Here is a 13,870-nt window from a genome sequence, read left to right on the forward strand (position 1 = left end):
CCGAGTACCGACACGCTTTTAGGGGCGGAAAACGTTAAATCATGCCCTTCACGGTGGACGTTTTTACCGTTTTCCATACGTTCAAGACTTTGGCCATTGGGTAAACGCCCCTCAAGGATCTCCCCCAGTTGGTCTTTGGTGACTTCGCCTTCTAACCCCAGTGATTTAGCGCCTTCGCCCATCCAACGCGCTTCAAGGTTGCCGAGGAAATAATAATTGTCTTCATGGGTATAATAATTTGCCGCATTATTGGCAATCGGTGCAACCGTCAGCATTACCATTTCCCCCAACCGTTATCATGTTCGCGATCTAAATCTGGTGAAGAATTTGAATGGCTTGCATGGGGAGCACCCAAGATTTCCTTTTCTTCCTGCCGCATGCGTGTATAGCTGTCATACAGGTCTTGTGGGTTTTTTTCTGGTTCAAAAACTGGCCCCAAAACTTCACCTGTTTCCGCATTCACCTTGAGACTATCAATAACCACTTCCCGTCCCCCTTGGCTTTCCGGTGGATTGTTGGATGATGTGGATCCTGTTGCTATCTGTCTGGTTACTTGCGCCGTTGAAATCGGTGTTGGTTGAACGATAGGCTGAAGTTGAGAAACATCTGTAACGGTATTATTGGGTATGGCCTCAACAGGCAATTCAATCGGCTGACCGCTAATCAAGATATCAATGACCTGATTGACGCCATCAGGGATAGCGCCCATTTTTAACCGCTCATTAATTTCAGCTTCAATTTCTTGGTCTAAGCTGTCATTAATCGCACGAGCCGTGAACTCAGCCGCAACGGGTTTGATTTTTTCATAGCTCATCGCATGTTTAACGACGGGATATTGCCCCGGTAACGTGATATAACACGTCAAATCGGGTAGCGATTGCACATCGGAGTAGTTAACTAAGTCGCTGTCTTCTTGCTGTTTATTAAATGAAACCCCATCACGTACCGTCTCTTTCCCGTAACTGTATTGCTCACTGAAGCGCTTGATCCGTTCTTGCCCGAGCTGGTCACGTACCCACTTCGCCACATTTTCATCCGGTGAACGAAAGAAAAAACGGGTATTGAGTAAATCCATCATCGCATCGGCATAATCTCGGCCGTAGGTATAGTCCAACTGCGGTTTATTCTGAAAGCCAAGTGTGAAACATCCGCCAAACTTACGGGCTTCAGACAACACTTGCGGTAATTCAGGGAGTTTGTGCAGTGAGGCTAATTCATCGTAGATAAACCAGACGCGGCGCTCCGGATTTTCCCCCATCTCCAGCAAACAGTTGGCTGCCTGTGCTAACCACATGGAAATTAACGGTTTTAGAGATTCATGTTGACGAGCATTACTGGTGATCCACAACCAGCCGTGACGTTTTTTTGGTTCATTGACGGCTTTCATCCATTCACGAATAGCAAATGGTGGTTTGCCATTACGTTCAATTCCTTGTAGGTAGCGCAGCGCTTTAACATAGTTGGTCAGAACACCCCGAATAGATATGGCAGTTTTTTCCACCTTCTCTTCCATCAAGTTACTGGCTTCCGTCCCCGCTACATACGCACGTAACGTTTTAAGGTCAATGGCCAATAAAGTCCGCAATAACTTGTTATAACTGCGTTTATCATCAGAGCCGAGTTTAGCCGACACGGCGGTAAAGATAGTGCGCGCCGAGCCTGTCCAAAAGGGATCTTCCGACGTACTTTGGGGAATAAGCGTATTCGCCATGCTGTCAAAATCGGGTGTTGTGAGACATTCCCGCCATAAATCCCAATTTTCACAACGTTCGTCTAATGGATTAAGCAATTTATCGATGTTTTCGTTATAGTGCTTTTTGACCAGAGAACAGCCCTTATCGAATACAATCACCATATCGCCCCGCTGACGTAATTGAATAAGCAGCTTATTCATCGCATTGGATTTTCCTGACCCTGGTGTACCGTGCATCAACATGTTTTGCACTTCACTGCTGAGTTTCAACGGAAGCCCATCAAAGGTAATCGGGGAGGCCTCACGGCGTGCATGGAGCATATTACGGACGAGCTTAATATCTTCAGTTAATGTCCGTCCTCCAATCACATCGTCTTTGGCTTGACGCTGACCTAGACGATGCAAAAAACGGTAAATAACAAAGGCCAGAATGCCGACAAACACGGAAGCCCATACAAAGGAGAGCCACAGTTCTTGCAGAAAGATGTCGCCTGCGTACATCATGTAGGGATCTTTTAAAATATTGGCCGACGTAAACCGAAAGAGTTGGCCATCAAAATGCACATCGTAAAGAGGCGGAACTCGATATAAGGCTTTCTCGCCTGCTGACGTGAAATACAGCCACCAATACAGCCCGCCATTTTTAATTTCTTGTAGAGGGACTTTTAAATAAAAAATTAAGGGTAATAGAATTAAATAAAAATTAACGAGCCAAAACGAAATCCGTTTATTGACCTGCATGAACATGCCGAGCATATAGCTAAAGACTTGTCCACCCTGTGTAATATGCTTGGTTGAACTCATAATAAGATCACTCTGTCAAATAAAGAGAATATAGGGAAGCTAGCACCCTAAATATGAGATAGAAGAAAGGGGTTATTTTTTAATACTGAGTGATTTTTCTAACGCTTTTATTTTATCATGTGTCACAACGGCACAAAATGTAATCGCATATTCACGATCACGACCATTCAGAGAAGCGGGTAAATTCAATTTCGGTAAAAAACGTTTTAATTTCATCAGTTCTTCTGTTATTTGACGACCCGTCGACTCCGAGACTTGGTGGTAACTTAAATAAATGGGTAGCTTTTGTTCAGTTGTATTATTGGGATGCTTTTCACCGACAATATAATCACCGCACTCTAAAATAAAGTCGGTATATTTTGGGATATATGTATCATCATTTTTTAATGTTGAAGAGAAAGATGCATAAGAAAATAAAAATAATGACAAAGCGATCCCCACTTTATTAAGTGTTGATTTATTCATAATAACCTCAAATTAGTATTCGATATAAAACATAGGTAGGGTTAATTCAAAATATTGATTATCTTAATCTAGAATATTCTTGGCGCTCGATACAATTAACACAATGTTGTACGCCTGGTAAGGCGATTCGGCGTGCAAGCGGAATATTCTCGCCGCACTCGACACAAACTTTTGCACTTTGGCCTTGATATTTAGCACGTTGACTCAATCTTAAAGACAGCAAAAACTCGCTCTCAGCTTGAGAGACATCAATTTCATCCGCCATTGGAAACCTCTTGAGACGAGACGGTCTATTCCCCTGAAAAATTTATTATTTAGGGGAATAGACTGTTAACAAACGAAGTGCGTTAGGAATATTAGTTAGTTAATTACAAGGAAATTTTTCTTTTAATGCCAATAACGCTACAACAGCTATGGGTTCATCATCATTAACATTATTTATATTTAAATATTCATTTACATACTCTTGTAGTATATTCCGGTTGAATAAAAAACCAGGAGGTGGGCAGTAAAAATTCTTTATTTTCTGAATAGTTACTTCCTTTTCACCATTGGCAATTTTTAAGGCTCCCCCCGTAAAGAGAATTCCATCCAATAACCCATCAAAATATGTTGATATTAATAACGATTCTCTTTCTTTATTTTCATATTTTTTAAGCTCAGTATAACTTCCAACTGTCCAAGAACTACTTGAGTATGAGTTAAATGTCATGAATATAAAAAAAAGATAAATAATTTTATTACTAAACCATTCTGTCATAATCATATGTACCGTATACGTTTCCATGTGAATCAAAAATATTATCTATCATTTGCATCCCTGACGCAGGGTTGATAAGCGACATATTATCTACATTAAGGTTATTGTTTGAACTGGCAGGATAGCCATGAATATTATGGCTTTCAATTTGATTACTCATATTATCAAATAAATTGACGCTTTCGATAACAGATAGATTAGTCTCATTTAAATAATTACACCTATTGTTTTCAAAATTATTAACAGTACGCATAGCTGCATCTGAAAATAAAATTCTATAACTACTACTCCACTTAGTTATTGATTTAACTTTACTGTTTTTCAACAAAAGCAAAAAAAGGAATAATATTATATTAGATGTTAATATTAAATAACATATAATTTGTGACTCTTGTCTTCGCTCACTAACCATTACACTATATATCACTAGTCCCGCTAGCAAAAGCAAAGCCATTATATTTAAATACCTAGTAATAGTTACGCCTTCAAATTTAAATGACCTATAGTATCTATAGGTATACCCTAAAGAAATAAAAATCAACATAATAGTAATTAAAAAACGATTTCCATCATTAATACTTGCTACTTTTGCATTATAAATAAACATAATAATACTAATAAAAAACATTAGACAGTGAATAGATATAATCAATCCTCTAAGATTTATCATCTTTCCTCCAATTAGTCGCTATTCTTTTTATAATACTTTTCTGGGCTCATAAGTCCATTAGTGTCTGGTGTTTTTTCTACTCGCCGAGTATCCGTGATCATTCCAGCATCCATTTGTTTTTCTTTTTCTTTTTCCATTTTAACTTCATGTTCTTGTATTCTTTCTTGGTGATTTAATTTGAGTTCATCATGGCGTTGTTGAATTTCCACTGAACCTTCATTTATTTTTCCTTTTACTGTACCAATTTTATCTTGATATTCCTTTTCTTTTTCGGTGACTTTATGAGCAGTGTCATGTTTTATTCCCGCATTCTGACTGAGCGTATTAATATTCTGCACATGACCATCATATTCAGCCACTAAACTTTCTCCTGATGGGATATTTCCTGCTGATGCCGTTTTATCCATCGCAACGACACTCGCCCGATTTTGCGCGTAATCATTTTTAACATTTGGAAGTAATCGGTCATTAATAAAATCTTTTGCCAACGCTTCACGTTCTCTTGCAATCGACAAATCACTCGTATTACTTAATATCGCATCAGCACGATTTGGCACGGCTTGACGGACATAGCTGGCAAACTCTTGGTCTAAATTACTGTCAATTTGCGCACTGTTATTCGTCACATAGCTGGCCATATCACTGTACTCTTGGCTCTCCGTCGTGCTGTGTGAATACTGCTCATATTGATTTTTAGCTGTATTCAGCGTTGCGCTGAGCTGGCTGATTTCTGAACTGGCTTCATTATCGTGACGGTTTGTCCCATCTGATATTTTACTGCTATTGAGTAGTTCGACCCCTTCATTAAAATCTTTTGTAGCTTGTGCGCTTTGCTCATTACGTGCATCTTGATGTCTTGCATCTCGCTCTTGTGTACCCGTTTGCTTACTATCAGTATCCCTTGAATTAACGTCAACATATCCGCCGCCACCTATGCCAGCAATAGAAAAGCCACCTTCAGCTTTAGCACCGATAGTTTTAGACTTATCAAAATTGTTACTTATAAGTTTTGATAACGCTTCTTCTTGTGAACTATTTTCCATTTTAGCAACTGAATCCACCGCATTCTTGATTTTTCTGTAACCTTCACTCTGATTGCTACTTAGCCCTGAATCTGTCATGGAGGACACAGTCGCACTGTTACCAAAGTTTTTACTAAATTGCGCCAATTGATTGGTTGCCACATTGACCGAACTTTGAAAAGCGCTCATTGATGACGCTGCTCTTGTTTGTGCATTTCTCGCACTTTGCTGCAACGAACTCACCATGGCCTCACTGCCTTTAATAGAAACGGGCAAACGTGACATTGCCCCACTGGTATCCATGATTTCTTGACCACCACTGGTCATCGTGTTCGTTGCACCACTTGAGAGCTGGCGAGACATTTGGCCATCCCGGAAACTCGAGTTGGTATCCCACTTATTGCCTGCCACATTATCGGTCTGCATATTATTAAACGCCCACGTTCCATCCGCAGCTTGTGATGAACTTGCTGATGCCGAACTGTTAATGGCCGTGCCGAGATAATTTCCTGCCTGTGCGACGGCAGGACCTAACCCTTTCACTATCGCCATGGCAATAAACGGAATAGACAACGTTAGCCAACCCGCAATTAATCCGATATCACTGTGGATTTGCTGAATATGCGCCTGGTTCGCTAGGTTAAAATCCAGTTCATTAGTTTGCCCCCGCAAGTAAAAACTCGTTGCGTGGTTGAGTATGGCGAACATTGGCGCCCAAGATTGCAGATAAATAATTGACATGATGTAGTTAAATAACATGCGCGTCGTCAACGCATGAACCGTCATCAGCAGTATAAAAATGGGGAACAACGCCACAATTAACGAAAACAAAATGGTATACAACAATGGGGTAAATGAGGTTCCCACCGTTGTCGATGTCGCCCACGAGAGTCGCATCTTATTATACGATGACGTGGATGCTAAGTTGACTAAACTGGCGGTATCGCCACTTTGTGCACTGTATCCAGTAATACCGTGTTTAAGTGCATTCATGACCACAGAGTTTCGCATGAGCTGACTGGCAGTTTCGCTGCCTGAGTAGTAATAATTGTAACTGTCCCCAAGCATGGCGGTAAACAACACATTCGCATCAGGACGACCGCCAAAAATACGTTTAACCGTATACACCCACGTTTCTCCACCCGTTTCCGTATCGACACCTATCGCGGGCATCAACACATTCTTAGCCAACGTTTCACATGTCCAAAACCCGGCGGGTTTTGCTTTTTTATTTCCCTCAGGCACCATGACGCCCCGCAAAGGACTCGGTTTTTGGAAAATAAGAAGATACGGGTCTCGGGTATTCATCAGGTCTTGAAAGGAATATTTGTGATTAATTAAGATATCCCCGATGACGCAATTTTTGGTGTACAGACTCATTAATTCGGCAATATCGCCGTCCGTCGACATGATATCACTGACATTTCCCACCAAGTTTGCCCCAAATAACATGCCCGTTTTACTGTAACTTAAAGAGTCTGGCATATGGAAAATGGACTCATACAGCTCCGTTAAACTCGTACCAATCGAACTAATCATATGGGCAGGGGCCGCTAACCCGAGCGGGACGTTATCGACTAAATAAACCCCGAGTGGGTCAGTTCGGTCAATGATTTGCACGGAACGCTTAGGCCCAAGGAGTACACTGGAAACCAAAATAATGTAAGCGGCAAACTTGATGACCTCCTTCGGGTCATGCCCGCGTAGATATACCACAAAAAATGAGGATGCAGAAATCAACAACGCAATGCGGAACATGGATTCCCACGATGAAGAACCCACAATCGCCGCGACGCCATTGAAGACCTGCATCATGTATTCGCCACCGCCTAAGACATACACTGTATCGATAGATGCCATCTCCATCACCCTCCCTGATTTGATTTTTGTTCTGGGGTAAACATATTGAAATGATAATTACGCTGGTAACGCTCTTGGAGTTGACTGGACGTCTGCTGACGCAAGTAACTCATTTGCCGTTCCATTTCCATCAACACATTGGCTTTCACTTCAACCTGACGTTGTAAGTCTTCCAATTGACGGCTGGCCTCGGCGACATTTTTACGCAAAACATCCAGCGGTTGTTCGGGAAAGTTACGGTTTCCCAAGGCTATTTTGGCTTGGTCAATCAGCTCAAGCAGGTACTGAAGTAAAATGTCATACGCAATGTAATCGGACAGTGCGGGCAAGATGGACACATTGATATTGAGTTGCATCGGGTCTACTAAATATTTCAAAATAGGCACCGACGTACTTTGGATAAATCCTTTCTCCCCAAGGGTTAAGGCGATGTCATCTTTCAACTTACCTTGAATTTGTTGAATGATTTTTTTGACCAATGAATTCAAACCATTGTCTTTACTGATGGTAATGGTTTTTTTCTTCAGCTGGAGACAACCATTGACCGAGACACACCCTTCAATACTGATAGTGCCGCCGTACATCAATGCTTTAATTAACTCCTGACGGTTCACTTTGGGAACAGTCGTGGTTACATCGCCATTGTCTTTGCCAAAAATCAACGTGCCAGTGAGGTTCATAATTAGCTCTTTGAGCTCGTTATCGCCATCTAACATTTTGTTACTGTTAAGAACTTCCCACATCAGATTTTTGTTTTGGATGACTTGGTCTTTCATGTTTTCAGGGGCACGGTTAAATGCATCATTCATTTTCCCCCCGACGGTACAACCTTGACGAGACGCTGCCCAGTCCGCAAACATATGGGTTTGCCCTGCAATATCTTGGCAGATTTTTTGCGACTGGACGGTATTGGTTGGCCATAAACCGCCCACAATACCTTGTGCCGCTTGGCAGGAAGAAATATTCATACTGTTAATACCGGAAATCATACCTTGTAAGAAGTCTTTGGCGGATTTCAGTTCGGGCACCGTGGTTTGCAACGCCAAATCAAAGAAATAACCGGTGGAGTTTTGCATTAACTGTTTTACAAACTGCTGAAGCTGCTCACCATTGATATAAGAGAACGACCCCAAATACGCATCAATTCCGCCACACCCCGCATTGATATTTGGCGGGGTAAATGAGGCAATTTGCAACTGTTTGACTTGATTGCGAATAAACAAGTTGCCGCCCGTGGCATAGCCTGCGGCTTGCCCTTCCCAGGCACGCGCTTCGGTCGCATTCCCCTCAAACCCCAGTTTATTGAAAAAGTTATTCATGTCGCCATTCACATTGGCAACTGCCACCGTGTGACTGAATAACGCCGAACACATGACGGCGATGAGTCCTTTACGCATTGGAGCCTCCGCATTGAATATCAACATTTTGACACATCACACAGGCAGGGTTTATCGCCTTATTCCTGTCAGGAATAGGGGTAATTAGATCATTCATTTTAGGTAAACCTTATTGAGTGCCATCACCCGCAACGTGATTACGTGTTGGCATTAAAAAGAAAAGTGAGATTGAATAGGTATAGCTACGGATTTATTGGCAGGCTCATTGAACAATGAGCCTGTCACGATATATTGGGTTATGGGCTAATGAATAATGTTGAATTTTAATACGTAAAAGAGAATGGAATCATGACCATTGAAAATGCTCCACCTAATCGCTCCAATCATTTGGTCTAGTGAAAATATTAAACGGTTTTATCATCGGTCTTCTCGGGTATGCCATATCCGCAAAATATAGATTACCGAATCAATAATCTCGTAACGGATCTCATAATCCGTCACAACCATTCGACGAACCTCATGAGGCATAAACTGAAATAATTGTTCACCCATACGGGGATTTTTTGCCAACAATAACATGGGGGCTTGTGTCAATGTTTGCACAATGCGCGCTGCAGCGGTTGGGTTTGAGAATGCTAAAAAATCATACACCCGTGAGAGATCGGATAATGCTTTGCTTGTCCACTTTAATTCCATTAACGTGGCACTGGTAATGGCTGGTCAGAACTTAAACTCGCAGCCCAATCTTGCACCGCCTGATTATCAATAACGCGGCCAGATTCAACATCTGATAACGCTTCTCGTGTCAACGTGTCACGCATCTCTTCTTGAGCTATCCACATTGAAAGCGCTTGTTTCATGACCCACCCTCGGGAACGTTCAAGGCGAGCAGCAATTTCATCGACCTTATCTGCCATCACTAAGGGCACATGCGCTGTTAGCACTTTTGTCGTATTTTGTACCGAATTGTTTTTCATTTATTCCCCCTTATACACAATTGTGATTTCCAATTAATCATAGTGATTATTTTAAAATCAATCAAGCCAACATGCAGATATGCGTAGTGACAGACTTATTTTTTTGACACTCCCCTCCCTAAAAGAAGGGGATTCTTGTTTCACGGAGTCAAACCTAAACCACATTAAGCGGCCTTAGGATTTACAGACTCTCCACAAGCTAACGCGGTCAGCCCGACCGCTTTGATATTCTTCGCGGCGTTTACATCGCGGTCATGGTTAGCCCCACATTCAGGGCAGATCCATGAACGAACGTTAAGCGCCATTTTTGGCATGATATAGCCGCAACTACTACAGCGTTTTGTGGACGGGAAAAACTGATCAATTGTGACCACAGATCGTCCCGAACATTCGCCCTTGTATACAAGCTGGCGAACAAATTCACCCCAACTCGCGTCTGCTATCGTTTTGGATAGTTTCGGATTGCGGATCATGTTCTTCACTTTCAGTGATTCGACGCAAACAACTTGGTTTTCGTTAATCAGTTTGCGGGATAGCTTGTGCAAGTTATCCAGTCGGCAATCAGCAATTTTCGCGTGGATGCGGGCGACTTTAGCGCGGACTTTAATGCGGTTCTTTGAGCCTTTTTTTTCTTGCTCAAACGGCGCTGTAACAGGGCTAATCGCTTCGCATATTTAGCCGTGTGGCGAGGATTGCCTGTTTTGAATCCGGTATCGGTAACGAACAAATCTGTTAAACCAACATCAATGCCGACCGTTTTAGCGATGATCGGCAGTGATATAGGTTCAAACTCGCAGAGGCACGAAATGAAGTAGCGTCCCGCTGAATCTTTGGACACGGTGACAGTCGACGGCACGGACGGCAAAGGGCGCGACCAACGCACGTCTAAAGGCGTTTTGCTCTTTGCCATGTACAACTTGCCGTCACGATATTTAAACGCAGCATCGGTCAACGTAGCCGCCTGTTTATGATGCTTATTTTTGAAAGTGGGGTATTTTGCCCGACCCGCGAAGAAGTTAGAAAAAGCGGCTTGTTGGTGGCGTAGTGCTTGCTGTAGTGGGACGCTAGAAACGTCATTTAGCCATGCGAAATCTGGCTCTTTTTTGAGAGCGGTTAGTCGTGCGCTAGTTTGCGTATAGCCGATCTTCTCTTGTCTGTCATAGTACGCATCAGTGCGCCAGCGCAAGATGGAATTATAGACGAAACGCACACAGCCGAACGTTTGAGCTAATAGCTCAACCTGATCGGGTGTTGGATAAAATCGGTATTTATATGCGCGTTTCATATTTTACATTTTGCTCTGTGTTATGTGAAATTCAAGAAACTATTAGGTAGAAGATCAGTGGAACGCCTTATATCCCTGCCCTAAAGGACGAGGTTTTACGGCGCTTCTTGGTAAATCTTGCCCTGTTTTGCAATACAATAAATACCATCTATCCATCTGTTCATTCACTTTTGTTGAGCATCGTTATTTAGGATTTGAGTGACCTATGCACTCAAACCGGTATAGATAGCGAGAAAAAGCAATCCATCCCAACTGATATCGGTACACACCAATATCACCGCCGGTGAACTGATGAGCGCCATAAATAATGTCACGCAACCGCCCTAATGTTTGGACATCCCTTCAGCGCTATCAGACGTCTCTTCATACAGAATAATATCAGACGTATCAATTTGGTTTTCTAATTGACGTAAATCATAAGCACTCTGTAAACGTAACCAAAATTCAGGCGTACTTCCTAATGCAGCGGCAATACGGATTGCCAGCGCTGGAGTCAATGCCGTTTTCCCTGATAAAAAACGGGAAACGGTTGCTGGAGTCACGCCAATATTTAATGCAAAACGTCGACCACTGATCCCCATGTCAGCCAAATCCCGTGCAATAATTTCACCTGGGTGAGATACTTTAAACTGTCTCATTAGTGATAATCCTCATAATTTAAGATGTAAGCATCACCATTGACGAATTGAAAAGTTATGCGCCAATTCGCCCGCACTGTAATTGACCAATAACCTTCTCTGTCACCTTTCAGTGGATGCAATTTGTAAATTTGGCGATCTAATTCACGAATATCGTTAGCGGTATCTATTGCTTGTAAACGGTCGTTGATCCGCTCAGCATCTTGAGCCGGAACACCAGATGTTATTCCCTTTTCAAAGAGTTGTTTTAACCCTTTATGTTTAAACGATTTAATCATTGAATACACCACATTACACCATGTGTAATATATTACATTGATATTACACGACATGCAACATACATCAATATTCCCCTCATTTATTCCACAGCAACCATTAAATTGTTATGAATGCGGTTCATCACATCTTGCATATCGGTCAGTCCTTGCAAAAGAGGATAGGTTCTTAATGTATTGACTTCCACCAAGAAAACAGTGGGCGTGATGACTTGTAACCCAGCCCCAAAAAAAGACTGCACGACCTCAGGCGGGGCGGGAATAGCGTTCGGATACGCCATATCTCCTTTCCCATCGAGAGTATACGGAAACACACTTAATCCCGTTTGCGCAGATAACAACGCAAGTTGTGGGTCAAATTGATGGCAATACGGGCAGCTCGACTGCATAAAGAGCACCAACGTATAATCATTTAAATTCACCACTTTGCCATTGGGTAACGAATACGGTTTCACTGGCGGCTTAGCGGGAATAACGGTTTCAGGCTTGGACGTTTCAGTGCTAATGTTGGACTGGGCGTTCTCCTCCGATTTATGGGACTCTAACGCAGCAATTTCATCCATCACACTCGCCTGAGCCACACTGAGACTAAACAGCAAAAAGGAATAAAGTAACGCTCTCATAGGTGCTTTTCCTTATTTTCTCCGCCGTGAAAGGCTTGCCAGGCACGCACAGCCGCATAGAAAAAGCCAGCTAGACCCACCGCAGCCCCCACGGCAAAGATAAAGACCGTGCCCATATCTTGTACCCATTGAAGGGTTAACAGTAAATCGTCAGTGATACTGGCTTTACGCACCTTCAGTAACACGTCAATCAAGCCCCAAAACACCACGGCCGCTATCATGAGCGCAATGCCGACATACAATAACGCATTCTCGATTAATCGAGCTTTTAACGTTTTTTCCATAAGATAGACTCAATAATAAAAAGAATTGAACAGGCTAGTTCGTTGATTGGAAATAAAGCCCATTATTTTGGCGAGTGACTAAATCTAATTGGTACTCATGCAACAATTGACAGATAAAATGAAAAATATCAACACCATCAACGAATTCAACTTGTTTATGTTGAAGATCCCAATCTTCTTGGCTAATACGTGGAAAAATCGTGGGCCCAAATCCACTTTCCATGGTCAGAACAAATCTCCCCAAAGGATGAGCAATCACTAACTCATGGATTTCATTATCCGCACGATAGCTTGACCAAATGAGCTGAGTGATGGCTGGAAAATATTGCTTTATATTGGCCAAAATATTCACCACCGCTGATGACTCGGATAAAAAACCATGTTCATTCACCTGAAACAAGCGTGAACTGCGTATTTTTTGATATTTTTTCATTCTGCTTCTCCCTTAATAGTTCGGGGTAAAATCGGTCGCTATATCTAAAAAGCGACGTTCTAGCGCATCTTGTGTCATAAAACCGTAGGCCAACGGCTGGTAAGATTCGTTTTTTGGGTCAACCAAGAACAGGGCGGGAAAATGGGTGATTTGCATTTTCGCCACTTGTCCGTTGTCTGGCTTGGTGTTCCGTAATTGCTGACTGCGCTGACCATCCACCGATATCGGAATCAGCACCACGCCATGCTGTTCAGCAAACTGTGCCACCACACTCGCTAACTGGTTATCCAACGGCTCACCGCCTCGATAAAAGAAAAACAATCCATACTGTGACGCTAACTGCGAAATGGCCTGTTTTTCTTTATTGCGTAATGTCGAAAGCTGCTGAGGCACCGTGCTGTTATAAAAGGAATGTTCCAAGTTGTAATCGAGTGCGGGTTGTAGCAGAAGTGCTTTTTGGACGGAGCGCTCAAACTTTCCAGATTGATTAAGCCAATACCGCTGGAGTGCCATAAATTTCGCGGCATTCTCAGGGGTTGGCTGCATAATCGCCGTGTCTAACGCTTCTGCCGTTAACTTTTGCATCACCTTTTTTTGCAGCGTGGGTGACAACGTAGAAAGTGGGATTTGCTCTGGCTCTGGCGGATCCTCTTCGTCTTCCGGTTGCGGCTCGTTATACCAGTGCCAACCAACGATAGGTTCATCCACATACGTTCGTGTTTCTGCTTGTTCGCCATGGTTGGC

The 13,870-nt window shown here is 42.6% G+C and carries 16 protein-coding genes and 1 pseudogene; all 17 read right to left on the reverse strand.

The features are described 5' to 3' along the window. A partial coding sequence (locus tag AC4IFO_RS21800) for a relaxase domain-containing protein (RefSeq protein WP_490737566.1) occupies positions 1–275 on the reverse strand: 275 nt, incomplete at its 3' end. Continuing rightward, positions 275–2,497 carry a type IV conjugative transfer system coupling protein TraD gene (gene traD / locus AC4IFO_RS21805; protein ID WP_490737567.1) on the reverse strand — a complete coding sequence of 741 codons (2,223 nt, stop codon included), beginning with the start codon at positions 2,495–2,497 and terminating at the stop codon, positions 275–277. The genes AC4IFO_RS21800 and traD, both read right to left, overlap by 1 nt. A gap of 72 nt (positions 2,498–2,569) precedes the next feature. Next, a complete protein-coding gene (locus AC4IFO_RS21810; RefSeq protein ID WP_371007763.1) occupies positions 2,570–2,962 on the reverse strand; it encodes a hypothetical protein in 393 nt (130 codons plus the stop codon). Positions 2,963–3,020: 58 nt separating this feature from the next. Further along, entirely contained in the window at positions 3,021–3,227 is a 207-nt protein-coding gene (locus AC4IFO_RS21815; RefSeq protein WP_371007762.1) for a TraR/DksA C4-type zinc finger protein, read from the reverse strand. Positions 3,228–3,326: 99 nt separating this feature from the next. Next, complete coding sequence (locus tag AC4IFO_RS21820) at positions 3,327–3,722, reverse strand: Rap1a family protein (protein ID WP_371007761.1); 396 nt, start codon at positions 3,720–3,722, stop codon at positions 3,327–3,329. Further along, entirely contained in the window at positions 3,706–4,392 is a 687-nt protein-coding gene (locus AC4IFO_RS21825) for a hypothetical protein (protein WP_371007760.1), read from the reverse strand. Before AC4IFO_RS21825 ends, AC4IFO_RS21820 begins: the two co-directional genes overlap by 17 nt. 11 nt (positions 4,393–4,403) lie before the next feature. Next, a complete protein-coding gene (gene traG / locus AC4IFO_RS21830) occupies positions 4,404–7,274 on the reverse strand; it encodes a conjugal transfer mating-pair stabilization protein TraG (RefSeq protein ID WP_490737571.1) in 2,871 nt (956 codons plus the stop codon). Positions 7,275–7,279: 5 nt separating this feature from the next. Beyond that, positions 7,280–8,671, reverse strand: coding sequence for a conjugal transfer pilus assembly protein TraH (gene traH / locus AC4IFO_RS21835; RefSeq protein WP_371007758.1), 1,392 nt, complete (start codon positions 8,669–8,671; stop codon positions 7,280–7,282). Positions 8,672–9,028: 357 nt separating this feature from the next. After that, complete coding sequence (locus AC4IFO_RS21840; protein ID WP_371007757.1) at positions 9,029–9,307, reverse strand: type II toxin-antitoxin system RelE/ParE family toxin; 279 nt, start codon at positions 9,305–9,307, stop codon at positions 9,029–9,031. After that, positions 9,307–9,588, reverse strand: a complete 282-nt coding sequence (locus AC4IFO_RS21845) for a CopG family ribbon-helix-helix protein (protein ID WP_371007756.1) — start codon at positions 9,586–9,588, stop codon at positions 9,307–9,309. The genes AC4IFO_RS21840 and AC4IFO_RS21845 overlap by 1 nt, the downstream gene beginning before the upstream one ends. Positions 9,589–9,866: 278 nt before the next feature. After that, positions 9,867–10,873 (reverse strand): annotated as a pseudogene (locus AC4IFO_RS21850) (RNA-guided endonuclease InsQ/TnpB family protein); the annotation flags it as partial. 323 nt (positions 10,874–11,196) lie between these two features. After that, positions 11,197–11,511, reverse strand: a complete 315-nt coding sequence (locus AC4IFO_RS21855; RefSeq protein ID WP_371007755.1) for a HigA family addiction module antitoxin — start codon at positions 11,509–11,511, stop codon at positions 11,197–11,199. Next, complete coding sequence (locus AC4IFO_RS21860) at positions 11,511–11,789, reverse strand: type II toxin-antitoxin system RelE/ParE family toxin (protein WP_371007754.1); 279 nt, start codon at positions 11,787–11,789, stop codon at positions 11,511–11,513. The genes AC4IFO_RS21855 and AC4IFO_RS21860 overlap by 1 nt, the downstream gene beginning before the upstream one ends. 80 nt (positions 11,790–11,869) lie before the next feature. Beyond that, positions 11,870–12,409, reverse strand: coding sequence for a type-F conjugative transfer system pilin assembly thiol-disulfide isomerase TrbB (gene trbB / locus AC4IFO_RS21865; RefSeq protein WP_371007753.1), 540 nt, complete (start codon positions 12,407–12,409; stop codon positions 11,870–11,872). Further along, entirely contained in the window at positions 12,406–12,693 is a 288-nt protein-coding gene (locus AC4IFO_RS21870; protein WP_371007752.1) for a hypothetical protein, read from the reverse strand. The genes trbB and AC4IFO_RS21870 overlap by 4 nt, the downstream gene beginning before the upstream one ends. 34 nt (positions 12,694–12,727) lie before the next feature. Beyond that, positions 12,728–13,126 (reverse strand): hypothetical protein, encoded by a 399-nt coding sequence (locus tag AC4IFO_RS21875; protein WP_371007751.1) that lies wholly within the window; start codon positions 13,124–13,126, stop codon positions 12,728–12,730. Between the two features lie 12 nt (positions 13,127–13,138). Continuing rightward, positions 13,139–13,870, reverse strand: a 732-nt coding sequence (gene traF / locus AC4IFO_RS21880) for a type-F conjugative transfer system pilin assembly protein TraF (RefSeq protein WP_490737576.1), incomplete at its 5' end; no start/stop codon positions are given.

This window comes from Providencia sp. UF-224 (assembly GCF_058245955.1).